At 43.7% G+C, this 22,209-nt stretch carries 25 protein-coding genes and 1 pseudogene; 4 read left to right on the top strand and 22 right to left on the bottom strand.

Translation table 11 applies throughout. The features are described from left to right. Window positions 1-313: 313 nt before the first annotated feature. From J7E37_RS07545 to J7E37_RS07635, 19 genes and pseudogenes are all read right to left on the bottom strand, one after another. A complete protein-coding gene (locus J7E37_RS07545) occupies window positions 314-736 on the bottom strand; it encodes a protein-tyrosine phosphatase family protein (protein WP_214780146.1) in 423 nt (140 codons plus the stop codon). Between the two features lie 15 nt (window positions 737-751). Then, entirely contained in the window at window positions 752-2,524 is a 1,773-nt protein-coding gene (gene arsA / locus J7E37_RS07550; protein ID WP_215023320.1) for an arsenical pump-driving ATPase, read from the bottom strand. 14 nt (window positions 2,525-2,538) lie between these two features. Beyond that, window positions 2,539-2,886, bottom strand: coding sequence for an arsenite efflux transporter metallochaperone ArsD (gene arsD / locus J7E37_RS07555; protein WP_214780141.1), 348 nt, complete (start codon window positions 2,884-2,886; stop codon window positions 2,539-2,541). A gap of 59 nt (window positions 2,887-2,945) precedes the next feature. Continuing rightward, entirely contained in the window at window positions 2,946-3,368 is a 423-nt protein-coding gene (gene arsC, locus J7E37_RS07560) for an arsenate reductase (thioredoxin) (RefSeq protein ID WP_214780138.1), read from the bottom strand. Window positions 3,369-3,387: 19 nt separating this feature from the next. After that, window positions 3,388-4,683 carry an arsenic transporter gene (locus tag J7E37_RS07565; RefSeq protein WP_214780136.1) on the bottom strand — a complete coding sequence of 432 codons (1,296 nt, stop codon included), beginning with the start codon at window positions 4,681-4,683 and terminating at the stop codon, window positions 3,388-3,390. A 15-nt stretch (window positions 4,684-4,698) separates the two neighbouring features. Beyond that, the gene (locus tag J7E37_RS07570) at window positions 4,699-5,043 is read right to left on the bottom strand and encodes an ArsR/SmtB family transcription factor (protein ID WP_214780134.1); all 345 of its coding nucleotides are present in this window, start codon (window positions 5,041-5,043) and stop codon (window positions 4,699-4,701) included. Window positions 5,044-5,232: 189 nt separating this feature from the next. After that, the gene (locus J7E37_RS07575) at window positions 5,233-5,463 is read right to left on the bottom strand and encodes a thioredoxin family protein (RefSeq protein ID WP_215023322.1); all 231 of its coding nucleotides are present in this window, start codon (window positions 5,461-5,463) and stop codon (window positions 5,233-5,235) included. 19 nt (window positions 5,464-5,482) lie between these two features. Continuing rightward, complete coding sequence (locus J7E37_RS07580) at window positions 5,483-6,484, bottom strand: permease (RefSeq protein WP_214780130.1); 1,002 nt, start codon at window positions 6,482-6,484, stop codon at window positions 5,483-5,485. After that, window positions 6,477-6,848 (bottom strand): ArsR/SmtB family transcription factor, encoded by a 372-nt coding sequence (locus tag J7E37_RS07585; RefSeq protein ID WP_215023324.1) that lies wholly within the window; start codon window positions 6,846-6,848, stop codon window positions 6,477-6,479. Before J7E37_RS07585 ends, J7E37_RS07580 begins: the two co-directional genes overlap by 8 nt. 120 nt (window positions 6,849-6,968) lie before the next feature. Next, window positions 6,969-7,616 carry a response regulator transcription factor gene (locus J7E37_RS07590; RefSeq protein ID WP_215023326.1) on the bottom strand — a complete coding sequence of 216 codons (648 nt, stop codon included), beginning with the start codon at window positions 7,614-7,616 and terminating at the stop codon, window positions 6,969-6,971. Then, window positions 7,606-9,489 carry a histidine kinase gene (locus J7E37_RS07595; protein ID WP_215023329.1) on the bottom strand — a complete coding sequence of 628 codons (1,884 nt, stop codon included), beginning with the start codon at window positions 9,487-9,489 and terminating at the stop codon, window positions 7,606-7,608. The genes J7E37_RS07590 and J7E37_RS07595 overlap by 11 nt, the downstream gene beginning before the upstream one ends. After that, on the bottom strand, window positions 9,486-10,409 hold the full coding sequence (locus J7E37_RS07600; protein ID WP_215023330.1) for a substrate-binding domain-containing protein: 924 nt from the start codon (window positions 10,407-10,409) through the stop codon (window positions 9,486-9,488). Before J7E37_RS07600 ends, J7E37_RS07595 begins: the two co-directional genes overlap by 4 nt. Window positions 10,410-10,544: 135 nt before the next feature. After that, window positions 10,545-10,738: pseudogene (gene tatA / locus J7E37_RS07605) on the bottom strand (twin-arginine translocase TatA/TatE family subunit). Window positions 10,739-10,752: 14 nt separating this feature from the next. After that, window positions 10,753-11,829: a 4Fe-4S dicluster domain-containing protein gene (locus tag J7E37_RS07610; protein WP_215023335.1), complete on the bottom strand. Its 1,077-nt coding sequence runs from the start codon at window positions 11,827-11,829 to the stop codon at window positions 10,753-10,755. Between the two features lie 23 nt (window positions 11,830-11,852). After that, window positions 11,853-12,464 (bottom strand): TorD/DmsD family molecular chaperone, encoded by a 612-nt coding sequence (locus J7E37_RS07615; RefSeq protein WP_215023337.1) that lies wholly within the window; start codon window positions 12,462-12,464, stop codon window positions 11,853-11,855. Between the two features lie 19 nt (window positions 12,465-12,483). Further along, window positions 12,484-13,167: a 4Fe-4S dicluster domain-containing protein gene (locus J7E37_RS07620; RefSeq protein WP_215023339.1), complete on the bottom strand. Its 684-nt coding sequence runs from the start codon at window positions 13,165-13,167 to the stop codon at window positions 12,484-12,486. Between the two features lie 19 nt (window positions 13,168-13,186). Beyond that, window positions 13,187-15,730: a molybdopterin-dependent oxidoreductase gene (locus J7E37_RS07625; RefSeq protein WP_215023341.1), complete on the bottom strand. Its 2,544-nt coding sequence runs from the start codon at window positions 15,728-15,730 to the stop codon at window positions 13,187-13,189. Between the two features lie 27 nt (window positions 15,731-15,757). Beyond that, window positions 15,758-16,678 carry an NrfD/PsrC family molybdoenzyme membrane anchor subunit gene (nrfD, locus tag J7E37_RS07630; protein WP_215023343.1) on the bottom strand — a complete coding sequence of 307 codons (921 nt, stop codon included), beginning with the start codon at window positions 16,676-16,678 and terminating at the stop codon, window positions 15,758-15,760. A 140-nt stretch (window positions 16,679-16,818) separates the two neighbouring features. Then, window positions 16,819-17,064 carry a helix-turn-helix domain-containing protein gene (locus J7E37_RS07635; RefSeq protein ID WP_215023345.1) on the bottom strand — a complete coding sequence of 82 codons (246 nt, stop codon included), beginning with the start codon at window positions 17,062-17,064 and terminating at the stop codon, window positions 16,819-16,821. Window positions 17,065-17,278: 214 nt separating this feature from the next. On the opposite strand from J7E37_RS07635, the gene J7E37_RS07640 reads away from it, so the two are divergent. The 4 genes from J7E37_RS07640 (at window position 17,279) to J7E37_RS22230 (ending at window position 18,992) form a co-directional block, all read left to right on the top strand. Beyond that, window positions 17,279-17,611, top strand: a complete 333-nt coding sequence (locus tag J7E37_RS07640) for an ArsR/SmtB family transcription factor (RefSeq protein ID WP_102264965.1) — start codon at window positions 17,279-17,281, stop codon at window positions 17,609-17,611. A gap of 159 nt (window positions 17,612-17,770) precedes the next feature. Continuing rightward, on the top strand, window positions 17,771-17,941 hold the full coding sequence (locus J7E37_RS07645; protein ID WP_215023347.1) for a hypothetical protein: 171 nt from the start codon (window positions 17,771-17,773) through the stop codon (window positions 17,939-17,941). A gap of 19 nt (window positions 17,942-17,960) precedes the next feature. Beyond that, complete coding sequence (locus J7E37_RS07650; protein ID WP_215023348.1) at window positions 17,961-18,824, top strand: permease; 864 nt, start codon at window positions 17,961-17,963, stop codon at window positions 18,822-18,824. A 36-nt stretch (window positions 18,825-18,860) separates the two neighbouring features. Then, on the top strand, window positions 18,861-18,992 hold the full coding sequence (locus J7E37_RS22230; protein ID WP_285290300.1) for a hypothetical protein: 132 nt from the start codon (window positions 18,861-18,863) through the stop codon (window positions 18,990-18,992). Window positions 18,993-19,223: 231 nt separating this feature from the next. Here the strand turns inward: J7E37_RS22230 and J7E37_RS07655 are convergent, their stop codons facing one another. The 3 genes from J7E37_RS07655 to J7E37_RS07665 form a co-directional block, all read right to left on the bottom strand. Then, window positions 19,224-20,444: a hemolysin family protein gene (locus J7E37_RS07655; protein ID WP_251009532.1), complete on the bottom strand. Its 1,221-nt coding sequence runs from the start codon at window positions 20,442-20,444 to the stop codon at window positions 19,224-19,226. A gap of 166 nt (window positions 20,445-20,610) precedes the next feature. Further along, entirely contained in the window at window positions 20,611-21,162 is a 552-nt protein-coding gene (locus J7E37_RS07660; protein ID WP_215023352.1) for an undecaprenyl-diphosphatase, read from the bottom strand. A 98-nt stretch (window positions 21,163-21,260) separates the two neighbouring features. Next, on the bottom strand, window positions 21,261-21,761 hold the full coding sequence (locus tag J7E37_RS07665; RefSeq protein ID WP_215023354.1) for a flavodoxin domain-containing protein: 501 nt from the start codon (window positions 21,759-21,761) through the stop codon (window positions 21,261-21,263). Window positions 21,762-22,209 lie beyond the last annotated feature (448 nt).

A 22,209-nucleotide genomic window follows, 5' to 3' on the forward strand; every position in this document is an offset into this window, starting at 1 on the left:
TGCACCGGCTCTGTCTTCTAACAGCAATCTCTCTCATTCCCAGATAAAACGAATCCGTTTCCCTGCTCGTCAAAATCGAGCGTCGATTCCTTCGCTTCGATTTCGATCGATGGGTCGATTGCTACTCTGATTCCATTTGATTCAATGACTTCATCATCTGATTCCGGCTCATCCAGAGCCAGTCCTAACTTTGGCCTTCCTCAACTGATACCGGCAAAAAACACACGGATGCCGGTCGCATTTTGTTCCTGCAGCAGCTGCTTTAGGCTGTCACGAGCTTGATCGGTGATTTTCAAGAAAACTTCCTCCTATCTTAAGCGCCAGGGAATAATCTTCCGAGCGCTGCTTTCATTTCGGGATTCACATTGATGACACTGCGGATTCCCTTCGCCTTTGCTTCCGCTTCTTCAATGTTTTTGGCTTCACCAAGCTTTAGCAAGGTTCCAATCGCTACGGTGCCTGTCCTGTTCTTCCCGCCTGAGCAGTGGAAATAAACATTTTTTCCAGATTCATATGCGTTGATTACCTCATCAATGGCTTGCTTGACAGACTCATCCTGGTTCTCGGCATTGTCGACGATTGGCTGGTGCTTCCGATTATAATCATAATCGCCTTCTGCGTTTTCTGCACGCAAATCATACACAACATCAATTTTTTCCTTCTTTAGCAATTCAGGAATGGCGTCGGCTCCGCCAATGTAAATTCGCTGTGGGATTAATTCCTGGTATTCACTCATCTATGAATCCACCTTTCAATTATTGATCAAGTCCTTCATTTTATCGTACCCAATTTTTTCTTCAGGCTGCCATGGAACAATGCTGGTCTTCCCGGCTATCTCCTCACTGACTCTCTTAATCCAGACTTTTTCAGCATCGGCTCGGCTCTGCAGAATCGGATCAGCCGTTTGCTGTGCATAAAGGCTTTGATTGATCACCCACCATACCGGCTGGATACATGCCCGGTTTAAATCATCACGTAACCGCGTTGCTTCAAGAACAGGCGTGGCTTCCGGCAAGGTAACAATGACCACGCTTGTTTCTTCAGGATTACGCAATTTCGGCAATAAGTTCTGGACACTTTCAGAGACCGTACCCGTCGAGCGCGAAATTTCTTTATGGTACGATTCAGCAGAATTGAGCAGCAGTAAGGTATGCCCTGTTGGCGCTGTATCGATGACGACAACCTCATCCTTCGACTTCTCCACGATATCGGCAAATGCCTGGAATACGGCAATTTCTTCTGTACAAGGAGAATTAAGGTCTTCCTCAAGATAAGCAAGAGCATCCTCGTCTAACTGATCCTTATTTTGAGACAGGACTGTTTCTTTGTAAGCCTGAACTTCCTTTTTCGGATCCAGGCGGCTGATGGACAGGTTATTGTGGGCATCCTTCCTCTGGAATGTATAATCCAGATGAGCAGCCGGGTCGGTTGTCGTCAAATGGACCTTCAAGCCTTTTTCGGCCAGTCCAACAGCGATTGCTGAGGCCATCGTCGTCTTGCCGACTCCGCCCTTCCCCATCGTAAAAATGATCCTCATATCCTTTTCGGCAAAATCATCAATGAGTGTCTGCAACGAATGTAATTTTGCTTTAGACAAATCCACTTCGCTTCTTTCAGCAGAATACGTCGCCGGCTTGAACATCTTGCGGAGATTGTCCACCCCGGTCAATGAAAAAGGAAAAAAAGGTATCGAAAACATTCCCACCTGTTTCAAGGGTTTCGGCAGATCCACCAGCGCTTTCCGCTGCCGGTCATAGAATGCTTTTGAAATAGGGTCTTCTTCCACGTGACTATGTAAAAGCCCATTGATGATGACAACCTGATTTTGCATGCCGATTTCCTTTAGCTCAGCAGAAGCCCTTTCCGCTTCTAGCATGGATGATGGTTCCGGCCGTGACACAAGAATCAGTGTCGTCATGTTTGGATCAGACAACGCTTTTACCGTGGAAGTATACAGCTGCTTCTTTTCTCCAAGCCCAGACAACGGACCAAGGCAGGATGCTCCGTGAGTGCTTTCCTCTAAAAAGCTGCTCCACGCGGTCGGCAGCTGCAGGAGCCTAAGAGTATGTCCTGTCGGAGCCGTATCGAACAAGATATGGTCATACTGACTGATCAAATCCTCGTCGGTGAGCAAATTGGAGAACTCATCGAAAGCTGCGATTTCCACGGTACACGCACCGGAAAGCTGTTCTTCCATCGTCGCGACGACACTTTCCGGCAGTGCACTTCGATAAGGAGAAATCACTTTTTCGCGGTATTGCCTTGCGGATTCCTCGGGATCGATATTGCAGGCTGATAAATTCGGAACAGACGGAACTTCGACTGGCTCATTGCCGATTTCAATATCAAATACATCCTGCAGGTTTGATGCCGGATCTGTACTGACAATCAATACTTTCTTACCTGTATCCGCAAGCGCAACCGCTGTTGCACAGGCAGTGGATGTTTTTCCTACTCCGCCTTTTCCGGTAAAAAAGAGATAAGGCGTGTTGACTACATATTTCGGATGGAAAGTTTGGAACATGGCTATTCTCCTTTCTAAAGCAGCGTTTTGCGCGGCTTCTCAGGGGTCAGGTCTTTGACATCCACGCCAAGCCAGCTTGCAAATTCTTCATTAGAAGGGTAGCTGCCTGCTTTTTCGACCTTTCCGTCCACCATTACTAGCGGCAGTGCCTCTGGTCCTTTTTCATGCAATACTTGGTTCACTTCTTTATGTTCAACAAACGCAGCTGGATCATTGGCAAGATTAAAGCGGCTGATTGGATAACCTTTTTTGTCCAGGATAAAAATGGCAGAGGCTACCCTAGTTAATTCCGGATCCACATTAGGGCCGCAGACGCCTGTAGGACAACATAATGCCGGGTCAAAGATTTTAATAGTTTTCATCTCTTTTCTCCTCCCTTAGAGCAACAGCCAAGAGTTTCCCCTTGGCTGTTAGTTCCTGTTTATTTTCCAGTCTCAGCAAACGTCTTGATGCGATCGCTGATTTGGTCCCGCACGCGTTGGAATACTGCCCACTTTTCTTCATCTGTTCCTTCGGCTTTTGCCGGGTCGTCAAAGCCCCAGTGCTCGCGTTTCACATGAGGAGGTGTCATCGGGCAGTGCTCATCTGCATGGCCACAAAGTGTAACGACTAGGTCAGCATTGTTCAGGATTTCTCGATCAATCACATCTGAAGTTTGATTCGTGATATCGATGTCCACTTCCTTCATTGCTTTTACTGCATTAGGGTTCAAGCCATGCGCTTCAAGACCCGCACTCTTCACTTCCCACTCGTCGCCTAGATATTTTTTTGCCCAGCCTTCAGCCATTTGGCTTCTGCAAGAGTTTCCTGTACATAAGAAGTAGATTGTTTTTTTGTTTGACATTTAGATTCGCTCCCTTGTTTTAAATAATGAGTAACCAAATATATAGGCCTACTAATGTAATGAACAGAGTAGGAATGGTTAAAATGATTCCTGTTTTAAAATAAGTGCCCCATGAAATCTTGACGCCTTTCTGGGAAAGGACGTGCAGCCACAGCAGTGTTGCCAGTGAACCAATCGGCGTGATTTTCGGACCTAAGTCGGATCCGATGACGTTCGCATAAATCAGTGCTTCGCGGATGACACCCGTCGTGTTAGTATCCGCAATTGCCAGGGCGTCAATCATGACTGTTGGCATATTGTTCATGACAGAAGAAAGAATCGCTGCGATGAAGCCCATGCCGATTGTTGCGACAAACAAGCCCTGGTCAGCTGCAGCCTGGATGACATCGGCAAGGATGTTCGTCAATCCAGCGTTACGCAGACCGTAAACGACCACATACATACCAATTGAGAAGAATACAATTGCCCATGGCGCCCCTTTTACGACGGTAGCCGTATGGACAGCCGGGCTCCTCCTTGCCATCATCAAGAAGAAGATCGCGACGATACCCGCAATGAATGATACCGGGATGTTCAGGAATTCACTTGCAAAGTACCCGACAAGCAGCACTCCCAGTACCATCCAAGATAAGCGGAACATCTTCTCATCCTTAATAGCTTCAACAGGCTTTTTCAAATCAGACATCTCGTAATTTTTCGGAATGCTCCTTCTGAAAAATAAATACAAGACCAAAATACTTGCACCTAATGAGAAGAAGTTCGGCACGATCATGCGGGACGCATATTCGACGAATCCAATATCAAAGAAGTCAGCAGAAACGATATTCACCAAGTTGCTGACAACCAGCGGCAATGACGTCGTATCGGCAATGAATCCACTCGCGATGATAAAGGGAAATACCATTTTTTCTTCGAATTTCAGGTTCCTCACCATCGCCAGAACGATTGGCGTTAAAATCAGTGCGGCGCCGTCGTTTGCGAACAATGCAGCAACAGCAGCACCAAGCAGGGTCACGTACACAAACATCTTGACGCCGTTCCCCTTGGCAGCCCTCGCCATGTGCAGGGCAGACCATTCAAAAAATCCAATCTCATCTAAAATAAGTGAAATAATAATAATAGCGATAAAAGCGAGTGTTGCATTCCAGACGATTCCGGTAACATCGATCACATCCTGGAAGTCAACAACACCGAAGATCAATGCTAAAATTGCTCCCCCTACCGCTGACCAGCCAATTCCCAGCCCTTTAGGCTGCCAGATGACCAGTGTCAGCGTCACAAGAAAAATCAGTGAAGCGATAATCGGTAATGACAAATCCACACACCTCCGTTAATCACAGGAAATCCGTTTTCCCTGCTTTTCAAGTTCTGTTAATTTTTCTTCCTGGCTTGGAAGTGCATCCATGAGCAATTGAACAAATTCAAAATGCTCGTACTGCCGGTTCAGTGAATAAAATACCCACTGTCCCCTCCTGCTCTCTTTTACCAAACCTGCATCCTTAAGCTTACGGATATGCTGGCTGATCGCCGGCTGGCTGGTATCGAACATCGCTACAAACTCACAGACACAGCAATCGTGATCAGCGAGAATTCTCATCATCGTCAAACGTGTCTTATCACCAAGCAGCTTTAATATTGCAGCAGCCTGGTCCATTTCAATACTTTGCTTAATCAATTACTCTCCACCTCCAATGACGGTATCATCATATAATAATTTGCTTATATGTTCAAGGGTGATAGTATGTAAAAAATATTAAGATTTTGTAAAGTGTCTTTGTCCTTATTGTAAGCAGTTGATCTAGAATTTATTTTATCCAACCAAAAACGCCTGGGACTTACCCCTGGCGTTCAATGTTATTTGATATTAACCCAGCATGCCTTTCAGCTCTTTGACTGTTAACAGCTTCCCTGTGGAGACCACCTTTTCGTCGACGACAAGCGCGGGCGTACTCATTACTTTATATTTCATGATTTCCTTGATGTCTTCAACTTTTTCTACCTGTGCTTCAATCTGCAGTTCTTCAACCGCCATGCGAGTGTTTTTTTCAAGCTCCTGGCATTTTTTGCAGCCTGTACCTAGTATTTTGATATTCATCTTCATTTCCTCCTCATAATTATAAGATTGCATTAAAGCCATATCCAATTAGGATGATTCCTGTGGCGACAACACCGACGAATACAGCAATCAACTTTGGTTTGATTACCTTCCTGAGCAAAATCATTTCCGGCAGGGACAGGGCGGTGATCGCCATCATGAATGCCAGCGCAGTACCTGCTCCTACACCTTTGTTTAATAATGCTTCGACAATAGGCAGGGAACCGACGGCATTAGAGTAAAGAGGCACGCCTAGTATCGTCGCAATCGGCACAGCGAAGAAATTCCCTTCTCCGGCATATTTGACTAGCAGGTCCTGCGGAGCATATCCATGGATGAACGCCCCAATGCCAATCCCAATCAAAAGGTAGAGCCAAATCTTCTGTACCGTCTCCACTACATTCCGGGCCGCAAAAGTCGTTCTTTCCTTAAGCTCCTCCCAAGTGAATATGGATTTGATTTTTTCAGTTAGCGTTCTGGAGCCTCCCTCAGGCATAGGAATTCGTTCCTGGCCAGCCACAATTTCATAGACATATGACTCCACATGTTTTTCCATTTTCAGCTTGCCAATGATGGCCCCAGCGACAATCGCCAGAGTCATTCCGGCAAGCACATAGATTAAAGCTACTTTCCAGCCAAAAATAGAAAACAGCATGACCAATGAGATTTCATTGACGATTGGCGATGAAATCAGGAACGTAAATGTGATACCTAAAGGGATGCCAGCCTCGACAAAGCCAATAAATAAAGGCACTGTCGAACAGGAGCAGAACGGGGATAAGACACCCAGGACAGCCGCCATCACACTGGCAACTCCCTTCCTTCTGCCCTCGAGCCATTCCTTTACTTTTTCCGGCGGAAAAAAGCTCCTGATGAATGAAATCGAAAAAATCATCACCGCGAGCAAAAACAAGATTTTCGTCGTGTCGTAAATGAAAAAGTGGAGCGCCCCGCCAAGTCTTGACGTTAGCTCCATATTCAGGACATCAACGACAAGCCAAGTGGCCAGTTGATTAAACATTTAAATCGCCTTCTTTTATATACGGAATCAGAGGTGCCAGCTTTTCTTTATCCAGGCTGTAGACAGTGAACTTACCTTCTCTTCTGGATTTGATGAGCTTACCCTTTTCCATGATCTTCAAATGGTGGCTGATTGTTGAGGATGCTCCCGACAGGCCATCGACGATCTCACACATGCATAGATCCTCGAACCATAACAAGCTCATGATTTTAATTCGCGTCTCATCACCGAGTGCCTTGAAAAACGCTGCCGTTCTTTCAAGGTCTTCCTCAGCATTAACGAGCGGAAATTCTTCTTTAACCCCATCAACAATCCTCTTCATGCTGTCTGATGATTTTATTTCCCATCCTGTTCTGCAAGTCATAAAATGCACCTCCCACTTTTAGATTACAACTATTTTTCTAGTTTTGTAGTTTTGTTTTTGAACACTTTATGACATGTAAAAACCGGCAGCGATTTTTTCACTGCCGGCAACGATATTGTTTTAATCATAAGAAATCAGGTTATGCTTAATCGCATATTTAACTAGACCGGATCTTTTCGTTGCCCCAATCTTCTCCATGATCCTCGTTTTATAGGTTTCCACAGTTTTGATGGATACGAACAATTCCTCACTGATCTCCCTCTGCGTATAGCCCAGGGCAATTAATTTCAATACTTCAGTCTCACGCTGGCTAAGGTGAGGTTTTTCCATTTCTAACCCTGCGACTTTCTCATCTGCCTGTTTATAAAGATAAGGAATCAGGGTTGGATAAATATAATGCTCCCCGCTTAACACGATTCTGATCGCGTTGATCAGTTCTGTATCGACCGCTCTTTTTAAAACATAGCCCTGCGCGCCGGCTGCCAGCCCTTCCTTCAGATAGGCTTCATCAGAAAACATCGTCAGCAACAGGATTTTTACTCTACTGTTTGATTTCCGGATTTCTTTTGTTGTTTCAATCCCATCTTTCCCCGGCATGCTAATATCCATGACAATGATATCAGGATCCATATCATTCAGTTTTTGCAAAGCTTCTTCGCTGGACTGAGCCTCTCCGATAATTTCAAAGTCACTTTCACTCATCAGGATCGTTTTCAAGCCGGCTCGAAACACAGGATGGTCATCGACAATGAATAATTTAGCTGACATTGACTTCACTCCTATCCGTTAAGAGGGGAACTTTTGCTAAAATCGCCGTTCCCTCGCCAATTGCAGATTCAATATGAAGCGTCCCATTCAAAAGTGCAATCCTTTCATGCATCCCAAGCAGGCCAAGGTGTTCTTTGGAAGGGTCATTTCCCAGTACAGATTGCGTATCAAAACCCACACCATCGTCTTCTATTACAACTGAAACCTGCTGTCCAGATGAAAGGACAATGATGCTGACGTTTTCTGCTTTTGCGTATTTGGTGATATTGGTGAGCGATTCCTGTACAAGCCTGAATATCGCAGTTTCCAGTCCTGGATTCAATGTTTTAAAGGTCCCGTTTATCACGAGATCAGCATCGATATTCGTAGACTTCCTGAATTCCTCTACATATCGTTCAATTGCTACCTTAAGCCCAAATTTATCAAGAATGCTGGGCCTGAGCTGCCACGCCATATGATGGACTTCTTCAATCGTTTGCCGGACGAGCGACCTTAGCGTTTCGATCGTTCTTTGTTTTTGCCTTTCATCGCCTTCTTCCAACAGCTTCAATTCCACTAGCATTGAAGACAGGGAGTGACTCGTTTCATCATGAAGCTCCCTTGCGATTCTCTTCCGCTCATCTTCTTGTACATGAATGATTTTTTCCAATAACATAAGGCGGATTTCTTCTTTTTTCTTGACCTCTTTCCATAGCTCCAGGTTCTCAATTGCTACAGAAAGCTGAGAAGCGAGTGAGGTAAGAATTTTAAGAAATGTTACATCCAACATTGAAGTGCTGCAGATGATGATTTTTCCGATGTCATTTCCTTTTCCGGTTTTCAACGGAAAGGCATATACTTCCTTCTCCGACCTTGAGCATGTATAAAGGTCTGAATTGAAATGGGTGCAACGGATCGCACATGAAGAGGAATGGTTAAAGTATCTCTCCTTCGTTTCCTTCCAATCGATTTCGATGAAGGCACTTTTGAGATCAAGCTCCTGGACCAATTGCTGAACAAATGACTGAAGCGTTTCTTCTAGCTGGACGTGCTCTTTGAGGTTCTGGGACAAACTATTCAACAAGGTAAGCTCCTTGTTTCGATTTTTAATTTTTTCGATATATACTTCTTTATCCCTTTCCGATTTCTGCAGAGAATCTAGCATTTTGTTGAATGAAGCAGTCAATTTTCCGATCTCATCTTTCGGATAGGTGCGAATCCTTTCTGTGAGGTTTCCCGAATAGACCTTATTGGTCAAATGGACAAGGTTCGAAATCGGGATCGTCAGTATCCTGGTCAGTCCAAAGACAATGATCCCAGATAATAACATGACTCCGATCATCGTGAAAATCATCTGGTTTGTTACCTTCATTAACGCCTCTTCAAGAGATTGTTCAGTCAACCCCGCCCTCACCGTGCCGCCTAAGTCAGGGAAGATCGGTGAGGCAGAATCCAGAATCACACCCTTATCCGTAGAAAGCTTCTTACTTCTGGTCTCAAGCATGGAACCTTCAGACTTCACTTGATTTGCTTCGATTAGATCCTGGCTGATAAAACCTTTTTCTTTAGAGTGGACAACCACTTCACCGTCTTTATTCAGAACGAAGATATATTCAATATCTTCATAGCTGTTCATTGTGTCATTAATAAGGCTTTGCAATGCGAAAATATTGTGGGTCAGCAGAGGGTCAACACTTCTTGAGGCGATATCACTGCTGATTGACTTGGCACGGTCTTCAATTTGCATGGTCAGTGTATTGGATATTGAGATCCGTACGACAATCAGACTGATTACTGTCACCATCAGGACGACAATCAAGACCATTCCATAGATTTTAAGCTCAATCGAAACACTCGATAAAAAATCGATTAATCTTTGCTTCAGCTTTTTCATAGGCTTTCACCTAACAGATACAAATCCTGTCTGATTACTTGATAATCCTGCTGATTGATTGGCTCATACCGATCGACACCCAATTCCTTCAACAATTGCTTGCCCTCAGGGTGATTTCTCAAATCGTATAATATTTTAGAAAAGGCATCAACTTTCTGTTGATCGACCTTTTTTGAGGCGACAACCGGCGGAGTTCCAGCTTCATCTCCCGTTCCAATGACCCTAATGTGCGCACTCAATTCAGGTTCTGTCGCTAGCATCTGGTCAAACATGGCACCATCCACGGTTGCACCATCGACAATCCCCAATTCAACCGCCTTTACCGAATAGTCATGGCTATAGGTAAAATAAGTTTTACCAAAAAAATGTTCTGAGGTTTCTCCCTTTTTATCCAATTGGCTTAACATACTCAATCGGCCTGTATAAGAATAGGGGTCTGTATAAGCAAATCTCTTGCCCTTCAAATCATCCAAGGTCTGATAGGGACTGTTCTGATTGACGATTGTGTACGATTGATAAAAAGGTCTCCCGTTCACAACCGGCGCTGCTACATCCACAATATATCCTTTTTCCAAACCGATGACATAAGAAAGAGAACATATGAAGGCGAAATCCACTTCGCCCCTCCTCAGCATGCTATCTACTTCTTGATAGGTCTGTCGCTGGACAATCTCAACCTTCTTACCGATTTGGGATTCGATGTACTCTAGCAGGTAATCATATTTTGATAGGGAAGCTTTTGGAGAGATGACCGAAGCAAGCGCAACAGTGATCTTTTCCTGGTGGGGATCAATTTCTTTGGATGGAGAAGGTTCCGCTTTATCAGTGTAAAGGATGATATTAGACTGCTGTACTCCTTGTTGGCAGCCGCTGATCACCAATATAAATAAAATAGGAATCATATAAGCCCTGATTACCATGTTTTTACCCTCCATCAATGGTGTTGGATGCGTTCGTATAAATTATATCGTGACTATCTTGCAAAAGGAGGCTTTGTATGAAAGCAACACAAAATAGACAAAAAAAACAGCCCCAAATTATGGCGCTGACGGTTTTTATGCATGATCGGTTTTAGCTTCCTTTTTCACTTCTTCTATTTCATCTGCTGCCAGTTCTTTCATCGCTTTCTTGAATTCCTTTAACGTATTGCCTACTGCCCTGCCGATTTCCGGCAATTTTTTCGGCCCAAAAATCATCAGAGTAATACCAGTATGATAATCAACCCAGGGATACCGATATTCGAAAGCATTATATTCACATCCTTTATACAGTCATGTTTTCTTCACATTCACCGCAATACGCCGAGGAACTCAGATGCTGCTCGCCACATTGTGCGCAGTCTTTATATTTCCGATAAAATATGGTCTGCTCCTGATTCGCAAGGAATTGTTTTAAATCTAAATCGTCGTCGATTCTTTCCAGTCCTTTTATCCTGCACAGATCGATACATGACCCACATCCATTGCAGAGCATTGGCTGAAACATAGCCTTGACTGTTTCGTCATCATCAGTGAATTTCAAAGCACCTGCTGCACAAATTCGGGAACATGCTCCACAGCCATTGCACGTTTCAGTAAAAGCTAGCTTCATGGTCTTCAGGTTGTCAGAAGTTTGATAGGAACGCAAATCGTTCTTATTTTTATCCAGAATCCGATGATAGACCGTGGCCATTGAGCCCTTTTTTAGAGAAACCCTCAAATTTTCAATTTCTTCATCTTCTGGAATCAGCGGTGAAACAACCCTATTCGTCATCTTTTTCGAGAAAAAAGTGATAAGGTCCCTGCGGGTATAGCTTCTTTCTATTTTATCGTTTTGGCTTTTGTCGTTAAAAGTAACCTCAACTTCTTGAGTGCGCATGCTGTTAAAATTATGGATTGTTTCTTTAATGGAAGACATAAGGTTGGCATCATACTTGCTGCACTGCCTGCATCTTTCTTCACGGAACTGCAGGTTCACGTGGCTGCTGTTTTGGAATGCGTGCATCAGCAAGGCTGTATCGAGCTGTGCCAGACACGCAAGCCTGATATGTGATTCATTGCTCCGATCATGGTCGCAAGAAAAAGAGATAACTTCCCTGCTGGACATTTCCGTGAAATAGGAAAGGTATTTCTCATCATATATGGCTTCGGATGGACAGACGGACGCACATTTCATGCATTCTGAGCATGCATCCTCCATCACGCTAAGCCCATCCTCTAGAGAAATAGCAGAGACAGGACAAGCATCAGTGCATTTGCTGCAAGCCGAGAAGCGGTTCCTTGTGCGTACGCAACGCTGCGGGTCAACCTTCAACCGCTTTGCTTCAAGCCATTTTGTCATAAGATGGTCCACTAATAACATTGTCCTGTCCCTCCAATCCATTTTTACAGTGATGAATAATCTAGCTGGATGAACCTTTCGGTGAGATTGCCAAGATGTTTATAGATTGCCAGTTCCGCATGTTCCTGAATAGCGGCATTGAATTTCGGAATCCAATGGCTCAGGATTCGATACAAGAACTCTTTTTGCAATTCGAGATACTCTAAATCACCTGTCTCGATCAGCTTGAAATTCAGATAATACATGAACTCAAACTGGATGCTGATATGATCTGCTGGTTTTGAATGCATCGCCTGGACACAAAGTCCGCCACGCTGGTAAAACGATTCGATTGTTTGGGTGGACCTTCCCATGACCTCCCACTTATCCTCTAGATAGATAGAGGAGTAAGGAGGTGCCAGGAGTTTAAATGGTCCAACAAACAGTCTGGCGTGTTCAATCTCGTAATCTGTAAGACTCTGATTTTCATCCGCGAATATGCCGTTCATCTCATCACTTATTTTTAAAAGTGCTTCATCATCCGTTTCCTTTAATGACTCTTTGAGAAGATGAACGAAAAGACTTAAGTCTTCACCAGGTTCTTTATACATTAACGACAGCAATCGGTATATCTCCGCCCGCTTTGAAATCAAAGAATCAGTCTGCACCGTGACCATTTAACCCACTCCCTTGCTTCTATCCCCGAACATAGAACACTCTAGGTTTCGTGCCCTTTTCTGGTTTCAATACCTGGCTGCTGTACTGGGCCAGTACCTTGTTGATGTCACTGTTTGGATCATCCAAATCCCCAAATGTCCGCGCATCAGCCGGGCAGGACTCAACACAGTATGGTTTCAAATTATCTTTGATTCTATGGTCACAGAAAGTACATTTCTCAACGATTCCCTTGCTCCTGATACCTTCATAAGTAAAGGCACGATCCGTATTGTAGTAAGGCAGCTTTTGACCTGTTTTTTCCTGAAGTTCTTTACTGGTTGCTGTGCCGCCCTTGATGGCAGCTGCTGTTTCTTCCCAGCGGCGATGCGGTTTGTTTTTGTTGAAATTGATAACTCCGTATGGACAAGCTTGCATACAGCTTTTACAGCCAATGCATTTATCCGGATCATGGAGTGTCAGTCCGTTCTCATCCTTGTACATCGCCTGTGTCGGACAAACCCTTACACAAGCTGCATCTTCACAGTGATTGCAGAGAGTCGGGACATATTTATAGTTTACGTTTGGAAAGCTCCCCTTCGTTTCATGGAAGTAATGAGCCCAAAACATTCCAGTATCTACGTTATTCTCATTTTTGCAGGCGATCGAACATCCAGAACAGCCTACGCATTTATGCAAATCTATTACCATTCCGTATTTAGTCATTTTTCACACCTCCAGCAGATTATATCTTCTCGATTTTGATTCGGGCTAGGCCGCCATGACGGGCAGTTGAACCGCTTAAATGTTCATAATCGCTAGGAAGGATTTCGTTGTTATTTCCTCCGCGTGCGATTTTCTTCTGGTAATCCATCGTTGCGATTCTTCCATACGCCCAGTGGCCCTGGCCGTAGCACTTGACTGCAACTCCTGGACGTGTTCCTTCCCACTCTTTTACCGTTACTTCAATGGAGCCCTGGACTGACGTCACCTTTACCCTGTCACCTGACTTGACTCCATATTTCTTACAATCTATCGGATTGATTTTAATCACGTCATCCCATTTCTCATCCCCTGGATCCGCATCCTTGAATTCCTGGTACCAGGTTGTATTGGCGGAGCGGCCTTCACGATTGAGTCGTGAACGATGTTCAGTGAAGATAAGCGGGAATTCCTTTTCATCACCATAACGAATCGGTTCTTCATAGTGTGGAACGAATGCAAGATCGCCTCTTGCCTCATACTTCATCGCTTCCATTACTTTGTCGATGCTGGTGTTATGGCCTTTCGCGTGCTCATCTAACAGGCCTTTCAACGTTTCACTGTAAAATTCGAATTTTGTTGATGCCGTTTCGAAGCCCTCTTCCCAGTGCTTCTTATATGGTGTCCGTTTCGCGTTCCAGACGCCCACGTCGACAAATTCCTGCCAGCTGCTGATTTGGTCGCCCTTCTTCTCTTCAGATGGGTGCCAGAGTTTTTTCGATAAAAACTTCGTAGCAACTAAATTGAACTCTTTCTCATTTGTTGCCTTCTTACCTGTTTCCGGATCGACAAATTCATTTCGGTAGTAATCGTATAAATTGGAGAAGCCCTTTTTTGCAAGGCTTTCTGCGATCAGCCAGCCAATTTCTGTCTCATCCACCTTGCAATCCCATAGCGGTTCGATTACTGGCTGTTGAATTGAACCGTAAGCATTCATGTTTTGCTTACTCTTTATAACTCCCCATCTTTCGAAAAGCTGGTGGCAGGCAGGTAAAACAATGTCCGCATACTGGGTCATTTCCGCCGGATTTACCGTAATGTGTACATAGAACGGGATTTTTTCCATCGCCTTTTCCCATCGCTGTGCTCCGGTACAAGAGAAGACGAAGTTATTCCAATATCCAATTGCCATTTTAATGTCGTAAGGATCCTCGTTCAGGATTCCATCCGCCACATTATTTGTAACTACTCCCTTGTGCAGTTCGCCTTTTGCGAATGCAGGGAACTGAATCCGGCCACGCTGGTCGATTTTTTCGTGTTTCTTCCCCTTCTTGGCTATATCATCTAAATAAGAATCTAGTTCAGGAATTGACTCCAAAGGAACTTTTTCACCGCGGTTCGTACCGCCGATATTCTCGATAGATCCTACAAGGGCATTTAACGCATGTGCGCCCATGGAGGTATAGCCTCCGCGAATCTGCATCGCAGAACCTGGTGCAAGCCATGAAATTGCTCTTGGCGCTGCTTCAGCGAAGTCCCTGGCAACACGGTAAATCTGCTCTGCCGGTACACCAGAAATTTCAGCAGCCCACTCAGGCGTGCGTTCCTTCAGTTCAAGATTCCACCATTTAACGATTCCATATGTCTTGTTTTCAACAAATGATGCTTCATCAACGGCTGATCCTTTTGCGAATAGGTTTTCGCCGTCCTTGAAGTCACCGACAAATTCACGGTTCCAGATTCCTTCACTTAAAATCACGTGGGCTATGGCTGAAACCAATGCTCCATCCTGACCTGGAATGACTGGCAGCCACTCGTCGGCCTTGGAAGCTGTTGCGGAAAGACGAGGATCGATGACAGCGACTTTTGCCTGATCCAGTACTTTTCCGAACATGCTGATGGCGTGTGGCACCTGTCTGTTTGATGATACTGGATCAGTACTCCACATGATGACATATCTTGTGTGCTCTAAATCATAATCACGATAGTCCCAGTACGCTTCTGTAACAAAAGGTCCCAACTTCTCTGCTTCAGCACAAATCGCACTATGTGATATATTGTTTGGTGATCCGAAAATCGTCGGCAGTGCTTTATAAAAAATATCGGCAGCGCCGGTATAACGTCCTCTGAGTAACGCAAATTTATGTGTTTCATGGCTCTTGCGCAATTCCATCATTTTATTGGTAACCGCATCAATTGCCTCTTCCCAGCTGATCGGCACAAACTTCGGATCTTCGTTGCGCCCTTTTTTGGGATTGGTACGCTTCATCGGAACCTTGACTCTATCTGGGTCATACAACTGCTGGATGGCCAGATGCGGTCTAGGACAGATTTTGCCATGGTTACCTTTGGAGTTAGGGTTTCCTCTTACCTTGATTGCCCTGCCATTTTCGACATACACCTGAACAGGACACCATGTTGTACATCCCTGGCAGGTGGATGCCAGCCATATTCCACTTTCAGCTATTTGCTCTTTTTTGTCTGTTTCAGAAAATGCCGTGAGCATAGGTTTATTCGCTGATAAACCTGCAACGGTTGCTCCGGTTACTGCAGATGCTTTTATAAAACCTCTACGTGAAATTCCCATTTTAAAAGACCTCCTTTTTCAAATCGATTACAAACCAGCCAGTGGAATCTGGCCTGAATATAGGATGATATGCTTGAATGCATAGCTGCCGATCAAGACAATGGCAGTAAAGACCATTGCTGTGTAAAAGTTCATTTTTATCTTTTTCAATGTTGAATAGCCAGCAATCGCAAGTGGGATTATGAGCCCTATAGCTACGACAAAGATCCACCAGTACACCCCGAAGTGGCTGATCAAATTCTCGTAAGCAATGATTGCTTCTGTACCAGCTGAGTTAAGGCTGACTCTCCATGTCAGGATAAGTAAGGCTTGGATTCCAACTAGCGAAACCAATAGCTTTGAATATGTGAAAACCTGAGCATCTGAGGATACAGCTGTTTCTGAATATGCTTCTTTGCCCCTGTCGATGATTGACCTCATGAAGACCGCCTCAATGACCATCAAGACACTGCTGCCGGATAAGATTGATGAAACGAGGAACATGACTGGAATCAAGCCGTTTGCCCAGCCCGCAACCCCTAGTGACATTAGCAGAAGTCCGTGGTAGATCCCCACAGCTAGTGCGAATACCGAACCGGCTATCACCAATCCTTTAAAAAGTTCCATCTGATAGGCACTTTGTTTATACTTCCATAACACCAAAAAAATCACGAAAGACAGCAGGATGAATATTGTTTGAAGGAAACCTCCCCAAGAAGTAACGGATGTAGGGTTGACATTGACGAATGTCGATAGCATCCGGAATGGCTTACCCAATTCAGTGAGAAGCGCGAACACACCCAATCCGACGAGCACTGGTGCAAGAATAAATCCTAATCTTGTGACCTTGAATGATTTTTCCTTAAATACAAGACTGAAATAGGCTGCTAGCAGGAAAACTCCGATTCCAACACCGCCGAGAAACAAATCCAGCGCGACACGATAATCCCAATATGCGTGAAAATCCATTTCCTAGACCTCCTTATTGATTAGATATACATTTGATTACACTTCTATCATCAAGGATTCAGGCAAAAAAAAATATCAGTAAATCCCCTAATCTTTTGTAGGGAATTTACTGACATAGCATTTGCCTTATTCAAGTTTTACTATATAACGCATTTTTCAGGTTCATCACACCAGATTCTTTCCTTTAATTCGATGTAGGATACATCCAGAGCAGAAGCTAAGGCCGCGATGAATCCATCACTCGGGAACACCCTGCTACATTCAGTTTCCTGGATGAACCTGCGTGTCGTCTTGGTCCTCATTGCCAATTCATCCTGTGACATTCCTTTTCCCTCTCTAATAAGCTCAATCATGAAGCCGTAATCCTTACAAGGATCCTTTAACATGCCAAATCCCCTCGACTTTCATATAAGTTAATAAATATATGTTAATAGATTTATATTAAGGATTGATTACACCCTTGTAAATTGATTGAAAAATAAAATCAAAAATTTTTGATTTATCAGTTGCAAAATGTTTTTACAGGAAATATAATACAATATATCAAGAGATTTTGATTAAGGAGAGTTGAAAGTGGAAACATTCATTCCTTTAACAGACCTGACAACTGACACCAAAGCAGCCAAGGAACCGCCGCTTCAAAGCACCTTTGAAAAATATGAAAAGAAATTCAAAGCCCTTGCCGACCAAAAACGCCTGCACATCCTCAATCTTCTATGCCAGCAAGACTCCAGCTGCGTTTGCGATCTCAGTGAACTGATTGACATGCCCCAATCAAAATTGTCGTATCATTTGAAGATTTTGCTTGATGCCAATCTGATCCAAAAAGAAACAAAGGGAACCTGGAGCTATTACACAGTAAACACCAAAGAAATCAACCATCTATTATCTCCAGAGCTTTGCTGCCTTTTCAGACCTAGCAACTGTTGTTAAGCTCTTTTCGTACACAATTAGATTTGGCTGCCTAGAGTAAATTGCCTAATCTAACAACCATTCGAAAAGAGCAGATCCAGCAAGGTCTCTTTTTTCAGAGAATTAATCAATTTTTTTTGATAAATAAATCAACATATTTTGATTAAGGAGAGGATATACATGTTTTATCATGATTATCAAGCAATGGCGCAACTAAAGCAGCAGGAAGTTGAAAGGAAAGCCAGACACGCATGGAAGTTCTTTGAACAGCCGGAAACAAAGCGATCCCCTTGGATTTTCCGTAAACAAAAACAGCAGCCTAAATGCTGCCCAGTTCCAGTTAATTGCTAAAGGAAGAAGGTAGAGGATAATGATTGAATTTCTAAAAAGCTTTTTATGGATAGCCCTTGAATTGACGGTGCTTTTTATCGGGATTTCCTTCTTGATCAGCCTGCTCCAGGGATACATTCCATACGAAAAAATCGAAAAGAAACTGACAGGACGCAATAAAGTGCTTGCCAGCTTTGCCGCCATCCTGTTCGCGTTTATCACACCCTTTTGCTCCTGCTCCACGATTCCAGTAGTCGTCAATATGCTGAAAAAGAAAATCCCGTTTTCAATCGTTATGGTTTTCCTCTTCGCTTCTCCGGTGCTGGACCCAACAATTTTAACGATCATGGGTGTCGTCATGGGCTGGAAAGTAACAATCATTTACACAATCATCACAAGTGTTTTCTCGATTGTCATCGGCTTTACACTCGATAAGCTGGGGTTCCAGCGATACGTCAAAAATGTCATCATGTCTGGCTATGAAGAAAAGAACCAAAAGTTCAATTGGAGATTTGCTTTAGAAGAAACCTGGTCGCTTATGAAAAGTGTCTATCCTTACCTGATCATAGGTGCAGCAATCGGTGCAGTGATCCACGGACTTGTTCCAACTGAAATCATTACGAAATGGTTTGGGCATGATGCATGGTGGCTGATCCCAGTAGCGGCAATCGCCGGGATTCCATTATACATCCGACTCTCAAGCATGATTCCGATTTCACAAATGCTGATTTTAAAAGGAATGGCCCTTGGTCCTGTGATGGCGATGATGATCAGCTCAGCCGGCGCCAGCCTGCCGGAAGTAATCCTGTTAAAGTCGATTTTTAAAAAGCAGCTTGTGATTGCCTTTATCGCATCAGTTGTGACGATGTCTACTATCTCTGGTTTTGTGTTCTATTTTGTATAATAAATCAATTTTTTTTGATGAAAGGAGGTGAAATCAATGGCTAATTTTATCAAAATCCTAATGGGCAGCAACTCAAAATCTGATTGCTGCAGCGTGGAAATCAAAGAAGTCCAGGAAACAGAAGAGAAAAACGAAGCTTGCTGCAGCGGTGATGCTTCTTGCTGCTAATATTTTTACAATAATAGGAAGACGGAACGATTCTGGTTCTTTTTCGGGCAATTACCGCGCTTTATCGAGAGATTATCACCCTTTTTCGGGCAATTATGGTGGTTCTTCGGGAGAATAAGGCTCTTGATTAAGAGAATAATTTTTCCAGCAAACCTTTAATGCATCTTAACATCCAAAAACAACAAAAAAGGTGGAGCCAGGCATCCAAACAGCCTGATTCCACCTTCTTTTTTATTCTTCTACCTCTAAAACGGGCATGATTTCCACTTTAATATTACGGATACGATGATTTTCTACTTCCTTAACGATAATCCGCAGGTTTTCGTAAACAAATGTATCACCGTTTACCGGAATGGTTTCCAATGTTTCAAAAATCCAGCCGCCTAGGTTATGGTACGATGTCTCCGGCATTGGCACATTGAATAATTCGGCAAAATCATCTAGATCATAGGCTGCATCAAACTCATACGTGCTCTCATCAATCTTTGTTATAATGTTGACCTTTTCATCGTGCTCATCCCAAATCTCGCCGACGAGCTCTTCAAGGATGTCTTCAAGCGTAATCAAGCCGCTCGTTCCGCCGAATTCATCGACGACAATGGCCATATGGCTTTTCGTCCTTTGCAGCTCAGGCAGGAGGGTTGCGATTTTCATTGACTTCACGACGAACATCGGCTGACGCAGCATCTCGCGGACATTCACTTCTTTATTCTGAATCAATTCAGCGAAAAATTCACGTTCGGACAAAAATCCGATGACATTATCTATATTATCTTCATAAACCGGGATTCGCGAAAAACGTTCCTCAAGGAAAATCTGCTTGATTTCCTCGAGAGGCTGGTTTACTTCGATTGTAATCATATCCATTCGATGCGTTAAAATTTCGCCGACAAGAACATCGTTAAATTCCAGGGAACGGTGTACAAGCTCCCTCTCATCGTTGTTGATGACGCCCTCTTCTTCACTGATGTCCACCATCACCTTGATTTCTTCTTCGGTGACAGATGGCTGGACTTCCCCATCCTTCGAAAACATCCTCGATACGGATGCCTTCAATTTACTGAACACGAAGTTGACCGGAGTCAGGATTTTAATCAGCAGCAGCAGAATGGCGGATATTTTCAACGAATACTCCTCTGCATTTTCCTTGGCCATCGATTTTGGCAGTATCTCGCCGAAAATCAGGATCAGCACCGTCATGCCAAAGGTGCTCACGAGGAGACCCGTGCTCGCGCCGAACAGGTCGACGGCTACCTTGGATGATATACTCGCTGCGGCGATATTGACGATATTGTTTCCTACTAGAATCGTAGACAAAGCATCATCGAAATTCTCGGAAATATGCAAAGCATTCTTGCTTCCAGCGCGGCCTTCGGACACATAATTGCGCAGCCTGATTCTATTGACGCTGGAAAAAGCGGTCTCTGCCGAAGAAAAGAAGGCAGATAACAAAATTAAAACACCTAATAAAATGACTAAACCTATGGGAACTTCCAAAAAAATTCACTCTCCGAAAAAATATTTGTCAGAATATATTTTACTGTTCTGGCGGTTATAAATCAAATACTCTATCTCAGCCTTGTTTATGTACGGTTTACCCAGCGCAAAGGTTTCATAATCAGAGATTTTTCATTTCCTTGCCTGTCAATTTATTCTTATTAAATAAATTGATAGTTGGAATCAGGCGGTAGCCAAGATAAGCGAACGCCGATCCAAGAAATGCACCTGCGACGATGTCCGCCGGATAATGCACCCCTGCCCATATCCGTGAAAAACCAACCATCCCGGCGAGCAAGATCCATAAATATGTATGCTTCCTTTTAAAAAGCCAGAAGGTAACCGCCATTGTGAAAAAGATAATACTATGGTCGCTTGGAAATGAGTTGTTCACTTCCATCTTAATCAATTGATTAACATCGGGAAGCGTTGCAAAAGGCTGGTGATTCGAGTGAAGCATGCCCGCAATCTTCCCGGCTATCTCTGCCAATAAAAGTGCTGTCAAACCACTCACCACCATCAATCGATTCCGTTGGTTTCGGCTGAACAGGTATACAAGGACAGCCGCCGCTAAAAGGTAAATCGCATTGTTGGCAATAAGGACGATGACCGGATTCAAGGCCTCGAATTCCTTTCCTGCGTCATTGATCATTCTGAAAAGCTCAATATTCATTCCGATAAAACACTCTCCCCCTGACAAATTAATTTGATTATACAATATTTTCCGCCGTCCAAAATAAAAAAATCGAAGGCCAAGATAGCCTCCGATTTTTAGACAGGTACATACTTCTTATTTGTATTAAAAGTTTCGGCGAATTCATTGATGGATCCCAGGTCGAGATGCGAAATTTCTTCTGTCGATCCGCTTACGCTTTTCGCAATCATTTTCTCGAAGAAATTCATTTTTGAAAAAATGAATTCACCTCCGAACAATCCTTTTGCGATTGCCGCTTCCCTCAAATAGGACGGGAATGCATTCTCAAACTGAGAGTATGCTTCCTGCCCATCCCTCATGCAGCAAAGAAACAAGCCGAGGTTTTTTCTTCGCAGCACGTCCTCATGCTCTTTCATGAATTTCTTGATTTTTCCCTGGATGCTGCCGGCATGGATCGATCCGCCGATTATCACCGAATCAAACAGCTCCAAATCTGAATGGAGCTTTGTCTTATCCAGATTGATGGCAATGATATCCCCTTCAATCCGCTTCCGTAAAAGATGTGCCGCTTTTGCTGTCGTACCATGTGTTGAGCAGTAAACAATCAAACTCTTCATTAGATCGCCCCCATCAGCCCTCTGGTATTCCAGACCACCGTTCATAGTCCATTCGGGTTCATTATAGCTTTTAGCTGAAGAAAAAGTGTGAGAGTTGTATGGCAATTTTCTAACAATTTGAGTTTGTCGTGATGAGGTGATTCCCAGATGAAGTTTCTGCGGCAACCAGCTCACATTATGATTGAATGTGAACGGAAACTACTTTAACCCCTCTTTATCGGCACATTAACCCCTTTTATGTGACGATAATCTCCGCTGCATCCTCTTTATCCGCACATTAATCTATTTTATGTAACGATAATCTTCGTTGAATCCTCTTTATCCACACATTAATCTATTTTATGTAACGATAATCTTCGCTGCATCCTCTTTATCCGCACATTAACCCCTTTTATGTGACGATAATCTCCGCTGCATCCTCTTTATCCGCACATTAACCCCTTTTATG

The sequence above is a fragment of the Bacillus sp. ISL-39 genome (assembly GCF_018613295.1).
Taxonomy (GTDB): Bacteria; Bacillota; Bacilli; order Bacillales; family Cytobacillaceae; genus Mesobacillus.